This window comes from Rhodanobacter sp. KK11 (genome assembly GCF_033345435.1).
Lineage (GTDB): Bacteria > Pseudomonadota > Gammaproteobacteria > Xanthomonadales > Rhodanobacteraceae > Rhodanobacter.
The window spans coordinates 140282-165499 of the sequence record NZ_JAWPMI010000006.1 but is presented as its reverse complement, the minus strand read 5'-3'; the positions used below and the strand labels follow the sequence as shown (position 1 = coordinate 165499).

Below are 25218 nucleotides of genomic sequence, written 5' to 3'. Positions count from 1 at the left end.
GTCAGCCCGCTTCCAATTGCGACATGAGCGCGTCCATGAAGAACTTGGCGGCCCAGTTGGGATAACGATTTTTCATGTAGTCGCCCGACCGCGGATACGAACCCGGCATGCCGCCACGCACTGCCTCGTCGCTCGCCGTCACCTTCTGGATGGACAGATTGAAGCGAATGGCGCGCTCCGCTGCAGCCCTCCATGCGTGCTCGCCGGTTTCCGTCGCCAGGCGGTACCAAATGATGGCCATTTGCGCATTGCCGGTCACACAGGTCCAGCGGCTCGCCGCCTGCCAGGTGGAATCCAACCGGCCGGGCACGGCCCCATCGCGGCGCTGGGTGCGCGCAACGGCTTGCGCCACGCGCGCCGCAGCCTCGATCAAGGCACCGTCGGCAGCGATCGATCCAACTTCCAGAATGCCGCGCGTCGCATACGCGATGGTATGCGTGAGCGGCCGCTCGTTGTCTTCCAGATCGTTGTTCTGCAACCATCCATTGGGCTGCATCTGGGTAAGTGCCCACTGCACGTTGCGTACCGCCGCATCCAGATAACGCGGCTCCTGCAAGACCTGACTGGCCTTGGCCAGCGCAAACGCCACGCGCGTGTTGTAGGTATTCGCGCCTTGGGAGGCAAACGGTGAAGCGTAGCGACGCCATGCGCCATCAGGGTCCTGGGCGGCCACCAGCCAATCGGCCGCACGCATCGCCGCGGCATGCAAGCGCGCGTCTTGCGTCTGCTGCCACGCGGACAGCCAGCCAAACAACACCTGTCCAGTATTGAAGATCGTCGGCACGATCTGCGTTGCGTCCATCGTGCCGGCGCGCACGCCCCCTTCGGGAAGCTGGATGGCGGTTTCCCACTCGGCCATGCGGATGGCACGCTCCCGGTACTCGCGTTGACCGGAAAACTCCGCGTAGCGCAAGAAGGTCGGAATGATGTAGCCGGTGGTTTCCGGATAGGCACCGGCCCATTGCCGCTTCGTTGCATCGTAATAGGCGCTGACGCCGCCGCAACCGGTGACGTCCTGGGCGCGCGCCAGCCATTCGGCGGCAGCTTGCAATCCATCCTGCGCATCCACGGCAGGGCGCGTCCATGGTCTGGACAGGAGTCTCGCGACCACGTTCATGACTTGCTCCCGGCCACCGGTGATTCCGGCAACCTCTTCGAAGCTCGCTCGAGCAGCGCGCGACAAACATGCCGCAGCCCTTGCGCCAGGCACGGCATGGGATCACGCCACCGACACAAAGCATCGGCCACCTGCCCACCGCGCGGATAGCCCTGCGTGATGTGCTGGCCTTGGGCGGCTGCGGACTGCGCGTCCTCGGAGCGCACCCGCCATACCACTGGTCGTTTTGTTGCAGCAGGCGGCGGAAGCGGCAAACCCAGCTCCGAACACCAGGCCGCGTACGGCAGGTTGACGCCGTTCAAGGTCGCCACTTCTTCCTGATAATCGGTACGCCCGATCGTCGGCTCCACCATGCGGAATTCGCCGCTGCGCGTGTCGCGCTTGTACTCCATGCTGGCCATGCCGACCACGCCTGCGGCCTGGAAAAACCGGGTGGTCATGGCGGAAAGTTCCGCATGCACTTCGGGGGCGGCTACGCAGCTGGCCGTACCGCCCACTTGCGGTGGCCAGGAACGGATTTTGCGTCCGGCAAAAGACCCGGCAGCCTGCCCGTATCGATCAACGTATTGCAGACAGAAATAAATATTCGAATCGGGTCCCTCGATCCACTCCTGCACCACGACGTCCGCCATCACCAGCAGAATGCGGCGAATCAACGCTGCCGCTTCCGCCGCACTGCCAGCGCGGTAAGCCTTCTTGAACTGCCGTGCATAGGCCGCATCCCGCTCGCCAGGCTTGATTACCACCGGATAATGCAGCTCTCCAAGCGCGGGCAGATCCGCAAGCACGCGGACGTGCACCAGCGGCGGAATGGGACTGCCGAGTTGTTCGGCTCGACGCTGGAACCCCTCCTTGTGCAGCAACGTGTCCACAACTTCCATGGGCGGCAGGCTGAATCGGTACAGGGCCGACAGGCGATCGCGATGATGCGAAACGGTCTTGACGCTTTCCTCCTGGGTCATGAACAGCACCGGGCGCACACCGGAAAATTGCGTCGTACCCAGGCGCACGAGGTCTTCGACCAGCGTTTCACCGTGCGTCGCGCGTATCTGCAACGGCTTCGCCGCGCGGGTATGCATTTCAGCGCGACGCGTGTCGGCATCCAGCAGCCAGACCGGGACCCGCGCGCGCGCCAGGCTGCGTGCCACGCCCAAGCCATTGGCTCCGGCGCCCAGTACCACGGCGGGCGTATCAGTGGCCACGTGCCGCTCCTGCGTTGCGACCGCGACGGTCGAGCACGTCGCCATAGACGCTGCGGTAACGTGCCACGCTCGCCGACCAGGTGCGTTCGCGCTCGACGAATTCCCGCCCATTGGCTATCACCGTGTCCCAGCTCGCGGGAGTCTCCAGCAGCTTGATCAAACACTGCGCGAGGGCCTCGGCCGATCCTGCGGCAAAAAGATGGCCATTGTGGCCGTCGCGAATCAGCTCGCGGTGGCCGCCGACATCCGAAGCGGCCACCAGCTTGCCCATGGCCATCGCCTCGAGCGGCTTCAACGGCGTCACCAATTCCGTCAACCGTCGCGAGATACGCGGATAGACCATGACGTCCATGGCGCTGTAGTACCTGGCGACTTCGCCGTGCGGCACGCGACCGACGAAATGCACCACGCGCTCGAGGCCGAGACGGGTGACCAGTGCCCGCAGATCGGCGTCCTGCGGTCCACCTCCCAGCAACAGCAGGCGTGCCTGCGGCACGGCGCGCAGCACCAGCGGCATGGCCCGGAGCAACACATCCAGCCCCTCATAGGCGTAGAACGAGCCGGCGAACCCCAGCGTGTTTCCGCGCGTGAGTCCATATTTCTCCAGCAACTCCGCATCGGCGGTGGCCATGAACCGAAACTGGGAGATGTCCACGGCGTTGGGAATGACGGTGATCTTGTCTGCGGCAATGCCGCGCTTCAGCATGTCGTCGCGCAAACCGTCGCAGATCGTGGTCACGGCGTCTGCCTGTTGCAGGGCCCGTGTTTCCAGCGCGCGCGTCAGCCGATATCGCGCCCCGCCCTCGCGCGCTGTACCGAGGTCGACGGCAGCGTCTTCCCAGAACGCGCGGACTTCATACACCACCGGGATGCCGACGGCCCGGCCCACCGCGAGCGCGGGGAATGCGTCCAGCACCGGGGAGTGCGCATGAAGAATGTCCGGATGCACGCTGTCCACCACTTCGGCAAGCCGGGTCTGCAATGCGCGCATCAGGTAGCGATACTGGAACAGCGGCAACCTTGCCAGGAAGCCGGACGCCGGCAGGGTGCGGTAAAACATCCAGTCGCCGACATGTTCCTCGCGCTGCCGGTCGCTGCCCTGCTTGGGACCGGTCATTTGCATCGTTTCCCACCCCAACGCACGCTGCGCGCCGAGGATGGCGAGCGTCCGGAAGGTATAACCGCTGTGCAAGGGCAGCGAATGGTCGAGCACGTGCAAGATACGCAACGGCCGGTCAGCCGAGGCCCCCGGCCGAGCCTGACGCTGCGCAACGCTCAGGACGTCGTTCATGGCGCCGCTCCGGGTGTCGCGCCACCTGCAGCGGCCAACCGTACCCGCGCATAAAGTGCGTGCTGCGCTTCCACGACCGGCTGCCACCCCAGCCGCTCCGCCGCGCCGCGGGTGGCGGCACGCGTCGGCGCCCGGTCCCGCAACCGCAGCCATGCGGCGGCAATGGCTTCGGCACTGCGCTGTGCGGCGATTTCCCCCACTTCAGGCGCATCCAGCAATTCGCTGATCCCGGCGAACGGCGCGGCCACCACCGGCGTACCGCAGGCCAGCGATTCCAGCACGACGTTGGGCATGCCTTCACGGCTCGATGCCTGCACCAGCACGTCCGCCGCGTTGTAGTAGTCACACAGCTCCGCGTGGGGGATGGCGCCAAGCATCCGCACGCGCGCGTGGAGACCAAGCTGTTCCACCAGGCCCTGCAGCTTGCCCTGTTCCGGTCCCTCGCCGGCGATCAACAGCGTCGCATCCGGCACGCGCGCCAGCGCCGCAATGGCAATGTGCACACCCTTGAGTGCGACCAGATGGCCCACCGTCAACCATACCGGACCCGTGAGACCCAATCTGGCACGGATCACCGTGCGGTCCCGTGGCTCGAAACGATCAAGGTCAACGCCATTGCGCAAAACCGCAATCTTCCCGGGATCCACGCCCAAGGCAGCGACCTTGTCCTTCAGCGCCTGCGATACGGCCACGATGGCAGCGGCGCGCTCTGCTGCCCACCGGATTTGCGCTCTGGGTCGACGATAGCGCGGGATCCACGCCACGTCGGTACCGCGCGCGGTGATCACCACCGGTTTGCCCAGGGCCGCGCCAAGCCGTGCTGCAGCCACGCCATCCGGATAAAAGTAGTGGGCATCGATCAGATCGAAGTCGGTCCCGTCGGCTTGCAGTTTCCGCAGGATCGGCAGAAGGGCGCGATGCATCAACCATGGCGCGATGCTCATGCCCAGCTTCGGAATGGCCGGATAACGGGGATGGCTGATCTGGATGCCATAACGCTGCTCCTGCACGGGCACCCTGGCAAATGCCGAGTAGGCCCCGAAGCGCGCATGCCGGAACGGAAACCATGGCACCGGCGCCACGACGGTCGCGGTAATCCGGCCGGAATCCACCAGGTGGCGCAACCGTTCCTCGACAAATACACCGTGGCGCGGCTGGACGGCATTCGGGTACAGACTGGTGAATACCAGCAGGCGAATCTTGCGTTCGCCACCCTCTTCAGCTCCGGCTTCGGCACTCCGCCGCGCCGCCTCGAAGCTTGCTTCAGCTGACGGGAGGACACCACTGGCAACGCCGTTGACGGATGCTGTCTTCATGGTTGTGCCCCGGCGGTCACGGCCCTGCGCGCCGGCCCGGCGGGGGCCGCGGCGGCGGGCTGCTGCATGCGGCGCAGGAAGGCGTCCAGCATCAGCAGGCTCCACAGCGTCGCGCTGTGATCGCACCGGCCAGCCGCATGTTGCCGCACCAGCCGATCGAGCATGGCCGGCTCGAAATACCCGCATTCAGCAACGGCTCCGGTAAGCAAGGCGTCCCGAGCGCGCTGTGCGAGTGGGCCACGCAACCATGCCGCCAAGGGCACGTTGAAACCCATCTTGGTCCGGTACAGCACGTCGTGCGGCAAATCCGGCTCGAGCGTTTTCTTGAGGATGTACTTGCCGGTACTTCCTCTCAGCTTCAACCCGGGCGGCAACGAGGACGCCCACTCGACCAGTCGGTGATCGAGCAGCGGTACGCGGACCTCCAGGCTGTGCGCCATGCTGGCCCGGTCAACCTTGGTCAGGATGTCGCCGGGAAGCCAGGTCTTGAAGTCCAGGTACTGGGCCAGCAGCAGCGGATGATCGGTAGGCGCGCGTTTTGCGTGGGCGCGGAACACGGCAAGTGCGCTGTAACCCTGAAGTTCGCGCTTGAAGCTCGCGCTGTACAGCTGCTGGCGCAGCGCCGCCGAGGTGGTGCTGACGGTATGGAAGTAGGCTTCCACATCGTCGCCGGCGAGGGCCTGCAGCGTGGTCTTGGCGCGCAGCGGGCGCGGTGCCCAGTCCGCCTTGGGATAGATGCTGCCCAATAGACCAAACAGCGGTTTGCGCAACGCCAGCGGCAAGCGCGCGCGCAGCCCGCTTTCCCACGCATGCAGGCGGTAGCGCCGGTAGCCGGCGAAATTCTCGTCGCCGCCGTCACCGGACAGCGCCACGGTCACCTGGGTGCGCGCCAACTCGCACACGCGGTACGTCGGCAGCGCCGAGCTGTCGGAAAACGGTTCGTCGTAAACCGTCGCCAGCGTGTCGAGCAGATCGTAATCATCGGCGCTGACCCGCCGCTCGAAATGCTGCGTATGCAGATGCTCGGCCACGCGTCGCGCATAGACGGTCTCGTCAAAACCGCCGTGGTCGAAACCGATGGAGCAGGTGCGCACCGGTTGCTGCGACGCCCGGCTCATGCTCGCCACCACGGCGCTGGAATCCACGCCACCGGAAAGAAACGCGCCGAGCGGCACGTCCGCAATCATCTGGCCTGCCACCGCGCTGTCCAGCAAGCCGTGGAGCTGCGCCGCAGCCTCATCCGCCGTCATGCCGGCGGCAAGCTTGAACGGCACATCCCAGTATTGCCGGGGGGCCGGTTCTGGTTCGCCGGCGTGCCAGCTCAACCAATGACCGGGCGACAGTTTGAAAATTCCGCGATAGATGCTTTTCGGATCCGGCACGTAACCGAGTGCGAGATAATCTTCCAACGCCTGCGGATCGAGCCGACGTTCGACGCCGGGATGCGCCAGCAGTCCCTTGAGTTCGGAAGCGAACACCAGATCGCCGGAGCCGGTGAAGCCGTAGTACAGCGGCTTGATGCCAAGGTGATCGCGGGCCAGATAGACGCGCTGCGTACGCATGTCCCACACCGCGAACGCAAACATGCCGACCAGGCGCGCCAGGCAGGCCTCACCCCACTGCTGCCAGGCACGCAGCAGTACTTCCGTGTCGCAGCGGCTGCGAAATACCGCGCCCTGCGCTTCCAGTTCGGCTTTGAGCGATGGGAAGTTGTACAGCTCGCCGTTGTAGACCAGCGCCAGACCGGCCACTTCATCCACCATCGGCTGCCGCCCATTGTCCAGGTCAATGATGGACAGGCGACGATGCCCCAGGCCCACGCCCTGGCCGAGATACATCCCGACCGCATCCGGTCCGCGGTGCCGCTGCGCATCCCGCATGGCCAGCAGAACCCTTTCATCCACACCGGCATGCTGCGACAAGACGATTCCGGCCAGACCGCACACGTCAGTTCTCCTTGTGCCCGGTCAAGCCGGACATCACGCGTGGCTGCAGGGCGCCCGTCTGCCGACCCAGCAGTTCGTCGTACAGTGCGACATACGCGGACACCATTGCGCGCAAACTGAAATGCGCAGCGACGCGCGCGCATCCGGCGTCGCCATGCCGACGCCGCAGTTTTTCATCTGCGACATAGGCGCGCAGAGCCGTCGCCAGGGCGCGTGGATCGCCGGCCGGCACCAGCGTACCGGTCACCCCGGTCTCGACCACCGAGGCGACGCCCCCGACGTCGGTTGCGACCACGGGCAGCCCGGCAGCCATGGCTTCCAGCAAGGTGATCGGCATGCCTTCGGCAACGGAAGACAAGACAAACACATCGCACTCCGCCAGCAGTTGCGCCACATCACCGCGGTTGCCGAGCAACCGCACCGTTTCCATCAAGCCAAGCTGGACAATCTGCTGGTCCAATTCCGCGCGTTGCGCCCCGTCACCGGCGATGATCAAGCGGCACGCGGCATTTTCTCGCCCGCTTTCTTCACACAAAAGCTTGAATGCAAGGAGCAAACCCGCGTGATTCTTGACCTTGTCGAGGCGTGCCACATTGCCAATCAGCACGGTGCCCGGCGGCGCAAAATCGCCCAGCTGTCTGCGTGGCCCGGACCGGATGCACGGCACATCGAACGGCGCCGCGTCGATTCCGTTCGCGATATACATCACCTTGGACGATCGAATGCGCACACGCTCCGTGAGCCAGATCCGCAAGTCCGGTGACACCGCGACGTACCGCCCAACCAGCGGCGCCATCCAACGCCGCAGCCGGTGGTATTTGCGATTGTCGCCGCCCGGATCGGCAGCGTCGCGTCCGTGTTCGGCGTGAACCTGTCGGTGCACGCCGGCCAGTTTCACGACCGGCGCCAGATCCAGCGTCCCGATGTTGTAAGTCTGTACCAGGTCCGGCTTCAGCGCGCGCAACGCGCGCCAGAATCGGAAATAGCAGGGCCAGTCCTTGCCCGGCTTTTTTTCAAGCGACACGCATGCGACGGCTGCATTCTCGATTTCATGCCGCCATGCTCCGAAGCCGGTCAGCACAATCACGGCGTGGCGGTAACGATCATGCGTCGCGTTGATCAGCGACACCACGACGCGCTCCATGCCACCGGTGTCCAGCCGGTAGAGCACGTGCACGATCAGGGGCCGCTCGTTCATGGCCGGCTCCGCGCAAGATCGGGTGCCCGCTGCGCCTGCACATCCGACGTGCCGGGTGCGGGCAGCGCCTGCGCAAAGGCATGCAGCCTCGTCCGCACCCGATCGACATCGTCGCTGGCAACCGACGACGACAATGCCCACACCGAAGATTGCGGGACCTGCCCACGCAGTACACCCCATGCCTGCAGCAACTTGGTCAACACTGGCGAGCGGGTGCAGCGACGATCCACGCAATACCAGTACCACACCAACCGCGAGCCGGTCGCACCGACCAGCCGCAGCTCTCCGGCAGTCGTGCTCCATCCGTTGGCGAGCTCAAGCTGTCGGCCGGCGCGGCTCAGGATTTTTGCGTGCGCCGGATCGTAGAGATCGTTGCCGTAGGTGATCAGGGTATGTCCGCGGCGTGGCTTGCCGGTATAGATGGCATGAAACAACTCGACCACATCACCACTGGCGACCGACTGATAGGACACGCGTACCTGCCCCGCCGCCCCCCTGAAGATCGGCCGCCAGCCGTCCGCGGCAGCTTGTGGCCCGCTCCAGCCCGCGACCGTTGGTGCGGTCAGGTGCATCGTTTCCGGCGGTGCCGGCGCCACCAGTCCGGTGGCCAAGGCCGGGCCCGCGATCAACAGCTCCACTGTCGCCAGCCAAACCACAGTGCGCGCAATGGCAGGCATGCCGCCATGTGCGGTGGGATGCTCCGGTGCGACGAATGGGTCGCGGAAAAACCAGCCGACCAGCAACAGCAGCACCAGCACCGTGCCGAAGAACTGCCAGCCAAAGATCATGTGGTCCGTGCCGGTCGCGTATTCCAGCCCCCAGGTTTCACCGATCAGCACGGTGAAATACACCCGCAAGCCGTTCGCGACGACCGGCGCCACCGCCGCCAGCGCCACGAAAACCACCCGCTTCCACCAGCGTCGGTACATCAGGTAGGCATACAGGCAGCCGAGTGCAGTGCACGCGATGAAGAATTTCACGCCGCTGCATGCATCGGCCACCATCCATGCCGCCGAGGGCGTGATGATCTGCCGGCCGTTGAGCAGGACCGGTGTGCCGGTCAGCTCCAGCGCGCGCACTGCAAAATGCGCCGTAATGTCCTGCAGCGGACCCACCAGCGCGTCGCCCCAGGGAATCGCGAACACCACCAGATAGCCGAGTGGGAACGCCAACACCCATAGCGCGCGCCATCCCCAGCAGGCCAGCACCAGCGCCGGGAACAGCGCCACGAACGCGAAATGCTGCGCCAGATTGATGTCGAGCAGGCGGCCGGCATACCAGACAAGCACCAATGCAGTCACCGCTGCCAGACCCCACACACTCGGCACCGGCGGGTTCGCCTGGAGTTGATGGCGCAGATTGAACGCCGCCCACAGGCTCAACGGAAAGATCAGAAAGCCGTACTGGTAGGTTCCATCGTGATCCCAGGTCCACACCAGTGATTGCACGGTCTGCCAGTAGCAGGCCAGCAGCACGACGACCGCGACGGCGAATGCGGCCGCGGCCAGCGCCCAGCCGGAAGTGCGCGCGGAAAAGCCAGCCGCGGCGGCAAGCGGCCTGTTCATGGGCACGCCTCCAATCCGGCAGTGCCCACGGTCTCCACGGAAGCTGCACCGGACTGGGCATTGCACAGTACGTTTTCATACGTGTCGAGACTACGTACCCAGTCATGGCGGGACAGCACCTCGGCGCGGGCCGCCGGCACCCGCACGGCTTGCGGCGCATCCAGCCAGCGCAGGGCTTCCGCCGCCATGACCTCGGGCGATTCATCGATGCAGCCCTGACGACCCGCGAAATCCGCGACGCCCGCGTAGGCCGCAGGCGTCGCCAGCAGCACCTTCTCCATGGCCAGCGCCTCCAGCACCTTGTTCTGAATGCCGCGCGCAATCCGCAACGGTGCCGCCACGGCATGAGCATGCGCCAGGTACGGCCGCACATCCTCCACCCGCCCGGTAACCGTAATGCCCGCGAGCTGGCCCAGCGCGCGGACCGCGGCTGTCGGCCTGCTCCCCACGATGTAAAAGCGGGCGTCCTGCCGTCGGGCGGCAATCCGCGGCCAGACTTCCTGCGCGAACCAGCGCACCGCATCCACGTTGGCGCTGTAATCCATGGCACCGACAAACACCACCACCCGTTCCCCCGGCCGGTAGGGACTGGAACAAGCTCGTTGCGGATCCCAGTACCCGGCATCCACCCCGTTGGGGATGCCGTGTACCCGGCCGGCCGACTCCGGCACCAGGTGTCGAAAAAACGCCGCTTCGGCTTCCGAGACAAACACGCTGGCGTCGAATTGCGTGGCAATCGTGCGCTCGAACTCCGCCAACCGCCGCGCTTCCCGCCGGTACAGCATGCGCTTCACGCCACCGCGGGCCTGCTGCGCATACTGGTGCCATTTGTCAGAGTCCACGTCCACAAAATCCATGACCCGGCGCAGCTGGGTGTGCCGCATGACGAACGGCGCCACGCCAGACGAATAGCACAAGGCCAGCTCCAGCTTGTGCTCGGCCAACAACCGTTCGACCCAGTGGCGCATCACGCGGTCGCGGTAAACCCCGACGGTAAGCGCTTCGCCTCGCGTCAGCGCGGCAAGCGCGCGCCAGCCCGCACGCCAAGGCGGCAAGGGCCGAATACACATCTCGGCGCACAAGGCCTCGACCGGCGCAAGGTGTCGCCAGTCGGCCGGATCGTCCACGAACGTGCCGAGATACACGCGGTAGCGTTCGGCGAGCCGCTGCAACACGTGGTACGAGCGGATCTTGTCGCCCTTGCTGGGTGGCCAGGGCAGTCGGTGGCAGAGGAACAATACCGATTGCATGCGTTACCCCAGATCCCGCGCAAGCCATGGGCCCAGCGCACAACTCACCGGCAGCGGCAGCCGCTTCCAAGCCTCGATGAACAGACTGTATTTGCTGTTCGTGGGACTGATATTGGGAACCGTGCTGGCTCGCACCAGGTAATAGGCATAGGGCAGCGGTTGTGGCTCGAAGCCCCAATGTTTCTTGAAGTGATAGGAACCGCTGTCCTGCTTGCTGCGGCCGTAGTCGAACAGCCGGGCACCGCGCTCGACCGCACGTTGCATCACCGCCCAATACATGAAATCGTTGGCCGCGAGATCACGGCCACGCGCCACGCTGCCGCCGTAATACGGATGCACCTCATCGCGAAAGTAGAAGCTCATGACCGCGGCCACCGGCTGCCCCTGGTGGGTGACCACGGTAACCTCGCAATCCTCGCCAAACGCCTGTTGCAGGCTCGCGTAATAGTTGCGCGACAACACCGGCGTACCCAGATTGCGCACGCTCTCGGCGTACACCCGGTAAAACTCGGCAATGCTGCCGCCATGGCGCGCTTGCAAGCCGGCGCCAACGCCCTTGCGCACCATGGCGCGCTGCTTGCGCGGGATCGCCTTGAGATTCTTGTCATGGTCCGGACAGATCGCCTTGCGGAAGCTGACGTACAGATCCTTGACCGGCCACGCGGGGTGGCGCAGCTCGCGGTCGCGCAGTTCGAGGTAATCGACGCGCAGCTCGTCGGCGAGTGCGGTCGCGGCCTGGATGAGCTGTGCCTCGCTGTCCGGGTCGCCCGCCACCACTCCGCCATACACGCAAAACGGCGTTGAAATCAGCGCGTGGCCAAACAGCCGGCTGCGCATCTCGGTGAGTGGCAGAACGCCCGTGATGACCCCATCCCGTTCCGCGTACAAATAGTGGCAGCGGTGACCAAGCACCTGCTCGAGGATCCCGCGCCAGGCCACCCGGTGGAAAAACGTGGCCCGCGGTGCACTCTCGACAAAAGTGTCCCAGTGCCGTTCGTCGCCCCTTCCCAAGCGCCTGACGGTGCAAGGGTCGGCGGAATGACTGTCGTCCGCGCGGTCGAGCATGTCGCAGGCCTTCTCAATGCGCACAGAGTTCGGCGACCTGCAGCGCTACCACCGGATAATCGGCGTGGGTGCGGGCGAGAAATACCCGATCCATGCGGTCGAAACGGAAGTCGCGCACGAGCCGCTCGAGCCGGGGCGCCGTGCGGGTCAGGTTCAGATAGTGGCGCACCCGGTTCTTGAGCGTCACGCCGGGCACTCGCGGCTGCTGCGGATCCACTTCCCATGGATGAAAATAGAAAACGCCGGAGCGCCGCTCGCGCCGGTTGACGCGTCGCAGGCCGTGCTTGAACAGCGCATATGGCAGCAGGCGGAAATAACCGCCGCCGCCACACGGCCAGTTGCGCCCGCACAGCCGCACCGTCGTCACCGGGATTTCGAGCAAGCCGGAGCGCTTCGCAAAAAACGGAAATCTCGGTGCCGCCGGCATGCCGTACAAATCATGATGGATCGGCACGATGCTGGAACTGTAGCGGTAACCTGCTTCGCGCAACTCCTCGTGAGCCCACAACGTGGTGGGTCCGATGGAATAACTGGGCGCCCGATAGCCATACACTGCGGTACCGGTGATGTCCTCAAGCAGACGTTTTGTGCGCGTGATGCTGTCGCGAAACTCCGCCCGGCTCAGATTCGTCAAGCGCTCATGGCCGAAGCCGTGGCTTGCGACCTCATGGCCGGCGGCGCCAATGTCGCGCACCAGCGCAGGGAAGCGTTCCGCCACCCAGCCAAGCACGAAGAAAGTGGCGTGCACGCTGTGACGCTCGAAAAGCTCCAGCACGCGCCGGGTGTTGCCTTCGACGCGAACGGGCCAGTGCGGCCAATCCTCGCGCCGGATGCACTTTTCGAAGGCAGCCACCTGGAAGTAGTCCTCCACATCCACCGTCATGGCGTTGGTGACGGGATCGCCTGGTGGCGGCAAGGAGCTCATTTGCCTTCCTGGCCCGAACGCGGGTACCGCGCGTCGGCCATCGCGGCCTCGTCCACGACCGGTGCCATCGACGACGCAGCCAGCAGCACCTCCCTGCGCCTCACTTCTTCGCGCAGCAGTTGCAACATGAATTTGCTGCGTTCGCGGTCCATCGTGGCGAGTCCGCCATCCCGTTGCGATGGTGTGGCGGCGTGCGTCAGGTCCAGGTCCTGGGGCATGGCGGGCACTTCCAGTGTCGGCGGCACGCCTGGCATCTCATCGTGGATCTCGTCGAGTACCACGGTGAGCGCCGATTGGTCCAGCTCGTGCAGTTCTTCCAGGTAACCGTGCAGCAACAGGCGGTCCATGACGAGATTGATCTTTCGTGGGATCCCGCGGCTGGCCAGGTAAATCCCGGCAAAAACGTCGGGCGTCAGTTCCGGATCGTTGTTCCAGCCGACGGCATGCAGGCGATGCAGGATGTACGCGCGGCTTTCCTCCTCGCTCATGGAATCAAGCCGGTGGGAGGCGATGATGCGCTGGCGTAACTGTTCCATGTGGTTGCTGACGATGATGCGCCGCAGTTCGGTCTGGCCGACAAGAAATACCTGCAGGAGCGCACGGCCCTTGAACTCGAAGTTCGACAGGATGCGCAGCATCTCGAGCGCCGCCGGGGTAAGCGTCTGCGCCTCATCCACCACCAGCAGGGAGTGCGTGAGACGGGCGCGCAGCGATATCAGATGCCGTTTCACATCCTGCAGCAGAGCCTCCTTGCTGCGCCCCTCATAAGGCAGGTCCAGTGCCGAAGCCACGGCCGGCAATATATCGTCGCCATCGAGATTGGCCGAGGCGATACTGGCTACGGCAATGTTGCGATGCGCGAGTGCTTCGAACAGCTTCTGGATGAGCAGCGTCTTGCCGGTTCCAACAGCACCGGTGATCACCACGAAACCTTCGCCCTGCTCGAAGCCGTAGAGCAGATACGCCATGGCGCGCTTGTGACTCTTGCTGGGGAACAGCATTCCCGGATCCGGGGTCAACTGGAAAGGCTTGCCACGCAGTTTGTAAAACGCCTGATACATGTCGTCCTCAGAACAGATGGGTGAACTGCAGGAAGATCACGTTCGCGCGGTATCCCCGTGCGCCCGCCGATCCGATGGACACATTGCGGGAATCACGACGCAGCCGCAGGCTGGCGAAATTTTTCGGGTTGAGTTGATGCACGACCGCCAGTTGCGCGTACTGGTTGTAGTTGGTCTGCCCATCCTGGTGCCGGTAACGCTGCCAGCCATAAGTGGGGGTCAACGTGGTGAACGGCCCGATATTGAACAGCCAGGCGACCTCCGCATTCGCCACTCTTTCCTGAGCGCTGCCCAACAGAAAATAAGTGCGTCGTTCGTCGTATAACGTCACCCGCAATATGCCTTTGGGCATCTCGTAGGCCGCCGACGCACTGGCGCGCTTCATGAGATAGACCCGCTGCTCTCTGAGTGAGGGAATCAACGGGAATCCGAGTGACGGGATAGCGTCCGCTCCCTGCCCCAGCAACTGCTGGTTGAGATCGGTTGGTCGTTCCACATAACTTACGGCAGTCGTCAGCAAGGCGGCTGTATGCGTCCAGGACAACTGGTAGCTGCGACCATAAAACCGGTGCCCGACCAGTACCTTGAAATGATTCCGCGTATTCGACCACTCGACGCCGGCATCCCAGAAGCTCGCACCCAGCCTGTCCACCGAACCATCTGCCAGGAATTTGTTTTCCTTGCCGACATCGGCAAGCAAGCTGGCGTTGTCACGGATCTGCACGGCGGCTCCCAGCCTGACCATCGCAAAACGCGATTTGCGGCCGGAATCAAACTCGATCCGCTGATCGGAATAGCCGAAGTTCCAACTCCACGTTTCGTACTGTGGGCTCACAAGGTTGAACTGCAGCGCATTGCTGGTGATGTCGGATATGCCGACCAGCAAATCGTTGCTTTGCGCGGGAATGCCTTTGTTGTTGTACCAAACGCGCCCGTAGCTGTAACGCAACATCGCGGTGCCGACCTTGCCGAGGTCCTGGATCCAGTACGGGCTTAGCGTGGCCCGCGCGACATTGGCGCTGTTATTGTCCAGGAAAAACGTGCCGGATCCGGCCGGCAATTCACTATTGATGACCTGGCGTCCATACAACGCACTGCCGTCGAGGAAGAAATGCTGCGAAAGAAGGGTGAGCGTGCCGTGAGTGTCGAGGTTTTGCGTCAACTGGTTATGGCGCGATTGCCCCTCGTACAGATATCCGGTGAGCGTGTAGTCGAACACTCCGGAAAGCCGCGGCCCGCTGTAGGCTGACTTGATGAACGGTTGAATCTCGGTGATCCAGCTCGTTTGTTTCGGCTTCCCGCTGGGCGCAAGCATGAGGTTATCGGTGTACAACTCACCGAGCGTGACACCCGTGACCACGCCCGGTGAGTCGACGCTCGGCTGCGGGATGACGCCCGGGGGCAGATTCTCGGAGTTCCCGTCGAGCCCGCCGGGGGCCGAGCTCGACGCAGGCACCGCCCCCACGTCCACGTTCTGGGCTGCGGCTCCGGCCAGCCAACCGCCCAGGGTGATCGACGACAAGACAACCGACGCCGACAGGGCACGCATCTTAGGCTTCCCCGGCAAGGCGGCCCTGGGAATACAGGCCCTGGTAGCCGTAGTAACTCTCACTTGCCGGCAAGCAGCTCATATTGAGAATCAGGCCGACATACTGCGAGTCATTCAAACTTTGCATAGCCGAATCGACGGTATGCTGACCTGTGCGACCCGCGGCTACCACCATACAAACCTGGCCCATGTGGGAAACCAGCGCCTGCGACTCCGGAGTCGCCAGCAAGGGTGAAGAGTCAAATACCACCAGACGGTGCGGATTCCGGCCGCCAAACTCTTCAAGCACGTATTCCATGCGGAGGCTGCCGAACAACTCGGCGGTCAGTGGATGGCGTCCCCCTACCGGCACCACCAGCAGATTCGGTACATCGGTCCGCACGATGACCTCGGCGGGCTGGCGCCGCTCGTCCACCAGCACGTCCATCAGGCCGGGCTGCCCGCCGAGTCCCAAAACGCGGGTGATGTGGGATTTCGGTATGTCGCCGTCCACCAGCAACACCTCGAAATCCAGTTCGCGCGCCAGACTCAGGGCAAGATTCAGCGCAGTAAAGGTCTTGCCTTCGCCTGGCACCGCGCTGGTCACCACGATGCGCTCTGCGTGCGCCAATACCTTGGGGCCATTTCCGATGGCATTTTCCATCAATGGCCGCTTGACGCGACGCAACTCATCCGCGAGTCGATCGTTCGCCTCGTCGCCAGCGGGGAGCAAACCCGCGCGCTCGAGCGCCATTTGATCCACGTGCCAGAGCGGCGCGGCTTCCGTGGCTTGCTCCACCACCCGCGCCTTGCCGGACAAACGCTCGATCGTCGGCGCCGAATGCGGCACTGCCGCCTCGACAGGTGGCGGTAGCGGCGGTTCAGGCTGCAAGGTCTTGAGCTTCTCGGCTGCCTTCTCAACGATGCTCATGCGGCCCCCACCACAAAGAAATGCTGCACCATCTGGGTAAGCTGTCCCTCAAAGGCGAACCCCAGCACCAGCACCATGGCCAGTAGACCGGCCCCGGTGCAAAACCCGACCACCTCGCGGCGCTGCTCGCGGCGCCGTGATGGCGACACGATCAAGCTGAGCGCCCCGAGTACGGGATAATCGCCGTACTCCCGCAAACTTTTGAGACTCACGAACACCGGATTTATCTTGTGCAGGAAATACGCAAACCCGCCGCCGATAGCCATCGCCAGCACGAGCACCAGCAATAACAACAGCCCGCGTTTCGGGCTAACCGGCAGCGGCGGAACGACCGGCGGATCGATAACGCGGAATTTCAGATTGTTGCCGCTCTGCGTTGCGTCCTGGGACAGCTCGGCCGTGTTCAGACGCTCCACCAATTGGTCGTACTGCTTCTTGGTCACGTCGTAATTGCGCATCAGCCGTTGCAAGGTGGCTTGCACGTCGGAGATCTTGTCCACATTGCCTTTGAGGTCGGCAATCTGCCGTTTCTGCAGAGCGACCTGCGTGGCCAGCGTCTGAATGCTGACCTGGGTGGAATACATGGATTTCTGCATCTCCTGGTATACCGGGTTGTCCGAGACCACGCCCATTACCGAGGTCCCAGCCGCATTCTTCAGCAAGGCTTCGCGCCGCGCCTGAAGTTGCGTGATCATGCGCCGGGTGGAAATCACGTCCGGGTATTCATCCGTATAACGCAGCAACAGCTGGTTGAGCTGCTGCTGGTAAGCCGTAATCTGCTTGTCGACCTCCTGGGTGCGTGGATCGATTCCCGATGAAGTCGAGCTGCTGTTTGCCATGTCGCGCATCTGCTGTTGGGTGGTCGCGCGACCCGCAACGGCTGCATCGTATTGGCCTTGCAAGTTCTGCAGTTGGGTCTCGGCCTCCTGCAGGCGCGTGAAATAATTGCTGCCGCCCTGGCTTGGAATGTAGCCGACGTTGGCCTTCTGAAAATCCGCGAGTTTCTGCTCCGCCTCGTTCAGCCGGCTGGCGTAAGCCTGGACCTGTTGCTGCAGGAAATCCTGGGCCGCCTCGGTGGAGGCGGTATTCGCACCCAGAGTGTCGTTCATGAGAATCTGCAGGAACGCCTGCACCACTTTCTGCGCCATCTGCCGGTCGGGATCGACGTAGCTCAGGTTGTAGAGGTCCTTGGGGCCGGCACCCTTCACCGTGACGGCAGCGCCAAGATTCGCCAGCAACTCATCCTTGTCTGCCGGGCTCGTGGCGCGCAGGGACAGGCCGGTCTTGTCTGCTACTGCCTCGAGATTGGGGCGTGAAAGCAAGGTCTGGGTAATGATCTGGAGGCGCCCCCGCACGTCTGGCTGCACCGCAACACCCCGCAGCAGCGGATTCGTCAACGCCTCGGTGTCGGCATACACCTGGGCGTTGGCCGCGTACTTGTTCGGCAGGCTGAACACCAGCAGCGCGCCGACGATCGTCACGCACCACGCGACCACCAGCGCATGCCATCGGTAGCGCCAAGCAGTGCGTGCCTCCAGCAGCACATGCTGAAACAGTTCTCGCAAATCGATCGATTGTTTCTGCATCGCTTCCCTTCCCCCGATGTCATTGTCGGTTTGCCATGCACTCGCGCCCGTCGCGTCAAAGCAATGACTGCGGAATGATCAAAATATCGCCGGGGTACATGGCCATGTTGTACTTGATCGCGCCGTTCATCAGATCGTCGAGCCGCACCGGGATGGTCTGCTCATTGCCGTCGGGCAGCCGGCGCGCAACCTTCGCACCGTTGCCTGCGGCAAACTTGGTTAGGCCACCGACTTCGATCATCACGTCGAGCAGGGTCATGCCGCTACGGTACGGCACCGCCTTGGGCATCGTTGCCTGCCCGACGACGCGCACCTGCTGGCTATAGGCGCCGACGAAACTCTTGACGATCACGGTCACCAGCGGAGAACGGACGTAGCGGCTCAGCGCGCTCTCCAGGTCGCCAGCCAATTTCTCCGGGGTTTCGCCGGCTGCCACGATGGATTGCACCAACGGGATCGAGATGCGCCCGTCGGGACGCACTGGCACGGTGGTGCTCAGGCTGGGATTGTCGCGCACGAAGATTTCCAGCGAATCACCCGGACCGATGATGTAGCGATCCACCGGCGCCGCCGCCGCGGCCGAACCATCGATAGTCGGTGCACTGCTGCAACCGCCTAGCAGCAACCAGCCAGCTACCATCACCAGCCAGAAGACGTAATTTCCCGGTAGCGGTTTCATCGCTTGTTCTCCCCGATTTCAGCGCGCGCCACGTCCGAACAGCACCACTTCCACGGTCTGGACCAGGATGCTCAGGTCAAACACGAGGTTGTGGTTTTTCACGTAGAACAGATCGAAATTCAGCTTCTGCTCGGCGTCCTCCAGGGACGACCCGTACGGGTAGTGAAGCTGAGCCCAGCCGGTCAACCCCGGCTTCACGCAATGACGCAAGCGGTAATAGCGAATGCGCGTATTGAAGTCGTCCACAAACTGCGGCCGCTCCGGGCGCGGACCAATGATGCTCATGTCGCCGCACAGCACGTTCCAGAGCTGCGGCAACTCGTCAAGCCGGGCGTTGCGGATGAAATGCCCGACTCGGGTCACCCGGCAGTCGTTCTTGCTGGCCCAACGGGCCACCCCATCGCGCTCGGCGTCGGTGCCCATGCTGCGGAACTTGATCATCGAAAACGGCTCGCCGTTTTCACCAACGCGTTCCTGGCGGTACAGAATCGGCGCACCACGACCTGACTCCAGCCGGATGGCCAGGGCCGTCAACAACATGAATGGCCACGCCACCAGCAACACCAGCGCGGCGACGGCCACGTCGAAGGCTCGCTTGATCGTGCGCCGCATCGGGGAGCTGTGGAATCCACCCGAAAATATCAGCCACGAGGGGTTGGTGAGATCCATCTTGATCCTGCCGGCCTCGCGCTCGAAAAACTCGGTAAGCTCGGTCACTGCCATGCCGCGTTGCTTGCACTCCAGCAACGCGTCCACCGGCAAGGTGCCGCGACGATCGTCCGGCCCCACCACAATTTCGTCCACGCCAAGCCGGGTCGCCCACTCATACAAGTTTCCGTCGGGATGCAGGAGCAAAGGCGCGGAGACGGATACCGGATCGGCACCAACCGGCACGTAACCCAGAACCTTGAAGCCGCGTTGATCGGTCTTGCGGCGCATCTTGTGGCTCACCTCGGCAGCACGCTCGCCGGCGCCGAACATCACCACGCGGCGCTTGAACAAGTCGGCGTCCACGAAACCCAGAAACGCCATCCGCCACAGCGCCACGACGAAGTAGCCGACGATCAGCGCGATGCCCAGAACCCCGCGACCCAGATAGGCTGGGGGAACCGCGTAATACAACACGGTAAGCGCGGTACCGCCCAGCATGAAGGCAACGCCTTGTCGACTGAGCCGCCCGAGCCAGCTCGCCCGCAGATGGACCTGGTACAACCCCAGCGCCGCCATCGAGACAATCAGCACCATCGCCACCAGCAGCCCACGCCAATGCAGCGCTTCGCTGAACGCAATCTGGGTGTCGACATTTCCCAGATAACGCAGCACCACCGCCGCATAGACACTCGCCACCAGCAGGACAAACTCGACCGACGCCAGCAGCAACTGCCAGTGCAGCGCACGAAATCGGAATAATCCGTACATGTCTGCGCCTCCCGCAGCGATGATTTCTTCCGTCCGCATGACTGGTCGCGACGGAACGGAAGTAATCACTCTCGCACCCCAAATGTGAAGCAAGTCACATTTTTTGATGATCTTGTGTGACAGGCTCGTGAGCGTACGGTCGTGGACCCTGGCTGTTTCAAACGCAACTGCTGTCACTCGGGTCCAGGCCGCTGCACTTTTCCTTGGTTTAGCCTTGAGCAAGTGACCTTCCCGTGAAAACGCCGGGGGCGGGGGGAGGTGTTCGCGCACTGCAACAACGGCACGGCGAGTGACTGGGGTGTCCAGGCCTGATTGACCGGCGCGCCGAAAGAGAAAGCTCTCCAGCTGACCCGTAGCCCTGAGCCACGCACAAACACCCGAACGTGAAACATGTTCGGCGAGGCACCCGCGATTTTTCCCTTTCACGCCCAACTTCGGCTTCATCGCCGGACATACTGGAGCGCTTCTTCAGCAGCCTCCCGCCGCCGTGTACCGAGGCGAACGTTGCGCCAAAACCATTCCAATCAGCGGTTGAGCCAGTCAACGGTCGAGCCGGACATACTCGTAGACCGATTGATTGAAGATCCCGTGCAGCGGTTCGATTCCGTCCCGGCCACCGTGCATGACAACCTTTTGCAATGCAGTGGCTGAGTAGGGCTGCTCCCGCAGCGGGCCCTGCGAGGGTGCGCACGCGACAGCCTTTCCATCGTGCTCGCGCCGCCGCTTCGGGCGACGCGAACGGACGAGCCTGCGGCACGCTGCCTGGTCGACTGGCAAGCCACCGCCACAACGGCAGTTCGCAGACCGCGGCGCCTGGCCGCTCTGGGTCACTCCCCGACAACTTTTGTATGGTCGATCATCCCTCGGCGGGGGGACGGACGGCGCCCCGTCGCGCAGAGCCAAGCCGTGCCCGCACCGGCTCGCCACGGAAAATCCGACCCGCCGGAACTGGTCTGCGCGCCTTCAGGCCCGCCGTGCCGCGCCGTTCTGCACCGAGGTGCGGCGCTCACCCGCTACCATGCCCCACCCATTCCATTGCGTGATGACCATCACGGTTACATGCATTGGCACGGATGCTGCTTTGCCATGCCCCGAACTACTTTTCGAGAAGCCGCCATGGATGAAGATCGCAAGCAGGGCGTCGCAGGCAGTACGCAGCATTTGCTGGCCGAACGGCTGCGGCAGCGATACGCAAGCTGCCGCGAGACACTGGCAAGCTACACCCGCGAGGCCGAAGCGCCGCCTGCCGCGACGAGGCCACCTCGCCACCTCGTCGTCGTGACGACCACCCCGCAGCCGCGCGTCATAGACACGGGTGAACGATTCGCCACGCTTTTTTCGCAGGCCTACAACGCGGCACGCGGTGCGCGGGACAACACTCCCGTGCCGTTGCCTCGTCGCCACCGGCAATAGGTGACGGCCCCGGTTGCCCGTTCCGTGGCAAGCGACACCGCATTGCGCCTGCGCCGCAGCGCACCGACGTGCGAAGATCGGACCATCACCGATCACGCCTCCACTTTATGACTTCCCAGAAATACGACTTCCGCCAGTTCCAGGAAGAGCTGGCACGACTCGAACAGAAGGTCGAGCAACAGCAGCCGGCCAAGCCGCTCGGCAAGAAGGCCGCGGCGGCGCAGCGGCTGGCAATGGCGCGGGAGGAATTCCTGGCGCTGCGCAAGCGGCACGAACTTAGCGTGGCCGACGTGGTGGCGTTCTTCCCGGAGGAGGAGGGCATCGCCTACCTGCAGCAGCTGATCGCGGCGGCGCAGGCGAAGCCGCGGCGGACGCGGAAGGCATAGTCGAACGTTGCCAGGGAACCGCCGCATGACGAGCATGCCGACCGACATCCGCGCCCTGCCGCGCGTCGCCACGAGCTGGCGGCGAACGTCAGCGATGCTGATGGCCGCAGCCCTGGCCATGCTGGGCGTGAGCGGCTGCACGCCGCTGCGCGGCACACACTCCTCGGTGGTGGTCACACCGCCCTCGCCGGTGCCTTCGGCACCGACGGTGCCGGTCGACACACCCGGAGAACTGTCGCTGGCGGCGATCGGCAGAAGGCTCCAGTCCGGCCATTACGCCGAAGGGGAGCAGGCCTTGCGCCAATATCTGGAACGGCACCCGGGCGACCGCACGGCGAAAGCCATGCTGCGCCAGCTCACCGCCGATCCGCGGCAGATGCTGGGCGAGCGCTGGCGTGCGCACGTGGTGCAGCCGGGCGATTCCTACAGCACCCTGGCTGGCCGTTATCTCGGCGATCCGGGCCTGTTCCTGATCCTGGCCCGTTACAACGGCTCGACCAACCCTTCGCAGTTGCGCGCCGGCGAGACGCTGCGCATGCCGCTGACTGCCGCAACCGATGCCGCCACAGGCGCCTCGACCTTGCCGACGGCGGTCGTGCGCAGCAGCGAATCGCCGGCGACGGCGGCGCGCCGACTGCAGGACGAGAGCGTGTCCCTGCTCGGCCAGGGGCACAAGGCGCAGGCGCTGGCCCGCCTCGACCAGGCATTGACCCTCGACCCCCGCCTGAAGCCGGCCGGGGCCGACGCCGCGACGCTGCGGAAACAGCTGCTCGACACGTACCACGAACGCGCGATCGTGCTGTACCGCGACCAGCAGTTGGACCAGGCCATCGCGCTGTGGGAACGGATCCTGGCGATTGCGCCGGACTACGAGCCGGCGACCGTCTACCGCACCCGCGCGCTCGAGCTCAAACAGCGGCTCAAGCAGTACTGAGCGCGACTCAGGGTTCGCCGGCGCCGTCTTCCCTAGCCGCCGACATGATCCGTGTCGGCCGCGTGACGTCCTCGCCAGCGGTCGGTGCGGATGCTCCGGAGCGGTGCTGCCGGGCCTGCAGCGCGCCGTTCATCAGGTTGAAGGCGGCGAACAGCCGGCCCAGCTCGTCGCGGCGGACCAGCCGGATACGGTGGCGGAAGTCGCCGCGCGCCACCTTCAGCAGCGCGTCGGCCAGCAGGTCCAGCGTGTTGAGCGGTCGGCGGAACAGCCAGTAGGCCGCGCCGACCACGGCCGCCAGGGTCAGCACCAGCACGATGACGATCACCCACAACGTGGTTCGCTGCGCCGCGCGCAGGGCCGCGTTGCTGATGCCCAGGCGCAGGTCGCCCACGACCTTGGCCTGGTAGTGGATGGGCACGTCGAACAGCAGCATCCCGCCCTGCCCGCGTTCGCCCGCGGTGTGGCTCAGGTAGCTCTGGATGCCGTCCGAGCGCGGCAGGTATTTTTCGCCGTCCGGAGCGGACAGCCGCTGGCCGACCTCCTGCGGCTGCGTGCTGGCGATGATGCCGCCATCGCGGTCGGCAATCGCCAGATAGCGGATCTGCCGGTTGCGCGAGACGTCGGTCACCAGCGCGCGCGTGGCGGCGTGGTCGCCGAGCAGCAGGTCCTCGGCCGATTCGCTGGCGATCATGCGCCCCATCGAACTGCCGAAATCCAGCGCCACGCCGGTCACCGCGGTGCCCTGCTTGGCGTAGATCGCAGCCAACCCCAGCATCAGCACCAGGCTCAGGATCGCGCCCAGGCCGCCGGCCCAGCGCAGGCGCAATGAAATGATGCGGGTCGCCAGCGGGTTCTCGCGTTCGCGCTCGTACTCGCGCGCGGCCAGGCGCAGGTCGTCGATGACCTCGGCGCCGCGCTGGTAGCGCGACTCCGCCGCCGGCGCCAGCAGGGTGCGCGCGATGCTGACCAGGATCGACGGCGTGGCCGGGTCGCGCGGGCGGATCGGCGGGCGCGGCGAGCGCAGGCGCTTGCGGACCAGTTGCTGCACGTTGCCGATGTCCGGCCACGGCAGCTTGCCGGTGAGCAGCCAGTACAGCACCACGCCCAGCGAGAACAGGTCGCTGCGTGCGTCGGTGCGTTCGCCGCGCAGGCGTTCCAGCGCCATGTAGGCCGGCGTGCCGCCGATTTCCGCCGGCACGCCGCCGGCGTCGCGCGGCGCGCCGCGGCGTTCGGCGATGCCGAAGTCGCTGATCTTGGCGTAGCTCCAGCCGTCGACCAGCATGATGTTCTCGGGCTTGACGTCATGGTGCAGCACGCCGCGCGCATGCGCGTAGTCGAGCGCCGCGGCGAGCTGGCCCACCAGCTCGATCACCACCGGCAGCGGCGGGAACCCCTCGCGGGCGACCTTGCCGGCCAGCGTCTCGCCCGACAGCCGCTCCATCGCGATGTACGAGCGGCCGTCGTCGGTCTCGCCGACGTCGAAGATGGTGACGATGTGCGGATGGGTCAGGTGGCCGGCGGCACGCGCCTCGACCAGGAAGCGGCGCCGGTAGGCAGGGTCGGCGGCAATCTCGCGGTGCAGGCACTTGATCGCCACCTTGCGCTCGATGTCCGGGTCGAAGCCGGCGTAGACGACCGCCATCGCGCCTTCACCGAGCACGCCATCGATGCGGTAGCGGCCGACCTGCCGCGGGGTGGTGCCTTCGCTCACGGTGACCCGAACCACCACCACGCCAGCGCCCCCGCCCCGCCCAGGGCGGCAAGCAGCACGAGCATGCCGATCCAGCGCCGCGACGCTGGGTCCGGCTGGTCGCACTCACGGGTCAGGAACACGAACTCCGCCTGCCCCAGCCGGATGTGGTCGCCGTGGCGCAGGGCCACCTCGTGGATGCGCCGGTCGTTCACGAAGGTGCCGTTGGTGGACAGCGTGTTCACGATGACGCAGCGGCCATTCTGGTTGGTGATCCAGGCATGGTTGCCGGATACGCTCAGGTCGTCGATGACGATCTCGTTGTCGCTCCGGCGGCCGATGGCCTGCCGGCCCGGACGCAGGGTGAAGCGCCGGCCTTCGATGCCGGCACTGGTGCCTTCCAGCACCGGTTCATGCACGCTGGCCCGGTCGTCCGTCGCGCTCCCGGCGTCGCTGGCGTACCGCCGCAACGCCTCGGTGGAGAAAAACCGGGTGCCCTGCGGTCCAGAAGATCGCTCGCCGGAACGCCGAAACGACGCCTGCCCACGCTCGCTCATCGAAACCCCATTCCCCTGGCCAGCCGGCACTATAGCCAACTGGCGACACCCGGTCATGAAGAGCATGCCACCGCCGCCTGACAAGACTGACGCGCGCGTCACATGCCTGAACGCTGGCCGCCGCCGGCAACCCGTGTTCACTGTCGGTTGAACGGGCCG

General features: G+C 64.7%; 21 protein-coding genes. 3 read left to right on the top strand and 18 right to left on the bottom strand.

Translation table 11 applies throughout. The features are described from left to right. Position 1 precedes the first annotated feature (1 nt). From R5H19_RS17490 to R5H19_RS17415, 16 genes are read right to left on the bottom strand one after another with little or no spacing between them, the layout of a single operon-like run. Positions 2 to 1117 (bottom strand): beta-L-arabinofuranosidase domain-containing protein, encoded by a 1116-nt coding sequence (locus R5H19_RS17490; protein ID WP_318160342.1) that lies wholly within the window; start codon positions 1115 to 1117, stop codon positions 2 to 4. Continuing rightward, on the bottom strand, positions 1114 to 2319 hold the full coding sequence (locus R5H19_RS17485; protein WP_318160341.1) for an FAD-dependent oxidoreductase: 1206 nt from the start codon (positions 2317 to 2319) through the stop codon (positions 1114 to 1116). Before R5H19_RS17485 ends, R5H19_RS17490 begins: the two co-directional genes overlap by 4 nt. After that, the gene (locus tag R5H19_RS17480; RefSeq protein WP_318160340.1) at positions 2309 to 3610 is read right to left on the bottom strand and encodes a TIGR04063 family PEP-CTERM/XrtA system glycosyltransferase; all 1302 of its coding nucleotides are present in this window, start codon (positions 3608 to 3610) and stop codon (positions 2309 to 2311) included. The genes R5H19_RS17485 and R5H19_RS17480 overlap by 11 nt, the downstream gene beginning before the upstream one ends. Continuing rightward, positions 3607 to 4926 carry a glycosyltransferase gene (locus R5H19_RS17475; protein ID WP_318160339.1) on the bottom strand — a complete coding sequence of 440 codons (1320 nt, stop codon included), beginning with the start codon at positions 4924 to 4926 and terminating at the stop codon, positions 3607 to 3609. Before R5H19_RS17475 ends, R5H19_RS17480 begins: the two co-directional genes overlap by 4 nt. After that, positions 4923 to 6872 carry an XrtA/PEP-CTERM system amidotransferase gene (locus tag R5H19_RS17470; protein WP_318160338.1) on the bottom strand — a complete coding sequence of 650 codons (1950 nt, stop codon included), beginning with the start codon at positions 6870 to 6872 and terminating at the stop codon, positions 4923 to 4925. Before R5H19_RS17470 ends, R5H19_RS17475 begins: the two co-directional genes overlap by 4 nt. A 1-nt stretch (position 6873) precedes the next feature. Beyond that, positions 6874 to 8070: a TIGR03088 family PEP-CTERM/XrtA system glycosyltransferase gene (locus R5H19_RS17465; RefSeq protein WP_318160337.1), complete on the bottom strand. Its 1197-nt coding sequence runs from the start codon at positions 8068 to 8070 to the stop codon at positions 6874 to 6876. After that, complete coding sequence (gene xrtA / locus R5H19_RS17460) at positions 8067 to 9635, bottom strand: exosortase A (protein ID WP_318160336.1); 1569 nt, start codon at positions 9633 to 9635, stop codon at positions 8067 to 8069. The genes R5H19_RS17465 and xrtA overlap by 4 nt, the downstream gene beginning before the upstream one ends. After that, entirely contained in the window at positions 9632 to 10885 is a 1254-nt protein-coding gene (locus R5H19_RS17455) for a TIGR03087 family PEP-CTERM/XrtA system glycosyltransferase (protein WP_318160335.1), read from the bottom strand. The genes xrtA and R5H19_RS17455 overlap by 4 nt, the downstream gene beginning before the upstream one ends. Positions 10886 to 10888: 3 nt before the next feature. After that, on the bottom strand, positions 10889 to 11950 hold the full coding sequence (locus R5H19_RS17450; RefSeq protein WP_318160334.1) for a FemAB family XrtA/PEP-CTERM system-associated protein: 1062 nt from the start codon (positions 11948 to 11950) through the stop codon (positions 10889 to 10891). 13 nt (positions 11951 to 11963) lie between these two features. Further along, entirely contained in the window at positions 11964 to 12875 is a 912-nt protein-coding gene (locus R5H19_RS17445; protein ID WP_318160333.1) for an XrtA system polysaccharide deacetylase, read from the bottom strand. Then, positions 12872 to 13936, bottom strand: a complete 1065-nt coding sequence (locus tag R5H19_RS17440) for an AAA family ATPase (protein ID WP_318160332.1) — start codon at positions 13934 to 13936, stop codon at positions 12872 to 12874. The genes R5H19_RS17445 and R5H19_RS17440 overlap by 4 nt, the downstream gene beginning before the upstream one ends. Positions 13937 to 13943: 7 nt before the next feature. Beyond that, entirely contained in the window at positions 13944 to 15485 is a 1542-nt protein-coding gene (locus R5H19_RS17435; RefSeq protein WP_318160331.1) for a TIGR03016 family PEP-CTERM system-associated outer membrane protein, read from the bottom strand. Between the two features lies 1 nt (position 15486). Next, complete coding sequence (locus tag R5H19_RS17430) at positions 15487 to 16395, bottom strand: AAA family ATPase (protein ID WP_318160330.1); 909 nt, start codon at positions 16393 to 16395, stop codon at positions 15487 to 15489. After that, positions 16392 to 17981, bottom strand: a complete 1590-nt coding sequence (locus tag R5H19_RS17425) for an XrtA system polysaccharide chain length determinant (RefSeq protein WP_318160329.1) — start codon at positions 17979 to 17981, stop codon at positions 16392 to 16394. Before R5H19_RS17425 ends, R5H19_RS17430 begins: the two co-directional genes overlap by 4 nt. 55 nt (positions 17982 to 18036) lie before the next feature. Then, positions 18037 to 18660 carry an XrtA/PEP-CTERM system exopolysaccharide export protein gene (locus R5H19_RS17420; RefSeq protein ID WP_318160328.1) on the bottom strand — a complete coding sequence of 208 codons (624 nt, stop codon included), beginning with the start codon at positions 18658 to 18660 and terminating at the stop codon, positions 18037 to 18039. 18 nt (positions 18661 to 18678) lie between these two features. Further along, complete coding sequence (locus R5H19_RS17415) at positions 18679 to 20079, bottom strand: TIGR03013 family XrtA/PEP-CTERM system glycosyltransferase (RefSeq protein WP_318160327.1); 1401 nt, start codon at positions 20077 to 20079, stop codon at positions 18679 to 18681. A gap of 1116 nt (positions 20080 to 21195) precedes the next feature. On the opposite strand from R5H19_RS17415, the gene R5H19_RS17410 reads away from it, so the two are divergent. From R5H19_RS17410 to R5H19_RS17400, 3 genes are all read left to right on the top strand, one after another. Then, a complete protein-coding gene (locus tag R5H19_RS17410) occupies positions 21196 to 21492 on the top strand; it encodes a hypothetical protein (protein ID WP_318160325.1) in 297 nt (98 codons plus the stop codon). 107 nt (positions 21493 to 21599) lie between these two features. Beyond that, the gene (locus R5H19_RS17405; protein ID WP_318160324.1) at positions 21600 to 21878 is read left to right on the top strand and encodes a 2-hydroxyacyl-CoA dehydratase; all 279 of its coding nucleotides are present in this window, start codon (positions 21600 to 21602) and stop codon (positions 21876 to 21878) included. 25 nt (positions 21879 to 21903) lie between these two features. Then, positions 21904 to 22812, top strand: a complete 909-nt coding sequence (locus tag R5H19_RS17400) for a LysM peptidoglycan-binding domain-containing protein (RefSeq protein WP_318160323.1) — start codon at positions 21904 to 21906, stop codon at positions 22810 to 22812. A gap of 7 nt (positions 22813 to 22819) precedes the next feature. Here R5H19_RS17400 and R5H19_RS17395 read toward each other — a convergent pair whose 3' ends face one another. Both R5H19_RS17395 and R5H19_RS17390 read right to left on the bottom strand, forming a co-directional pair. Then, complete coding sequence (locus tag R5H19_RS17395; protein ID WP_318160322.1) at positions 22820 to 24523, bottom strand: protein kinase; 1704 nt, start codon at positions 24521 to 24523, stop codon at positions 22820 to 22822. Then, positions 24520 to 25125: an FHA domain-containing protein gene (locus tag R5H19_RS17390; protein ID WP_318160321.1), complete on the bottom strand. Its 606-nt coding sequence runs from the start codon at positions 25123 to 25125 to the stop codon at positions 24520 to 24522. The genes R5H19_RS17395 and R5H19_RS17390 overlap by 4 nt, the downstream gene beginning before the upstream one ends. Positions 25126 to 25218: the final 93 nt, after the last annotated feature.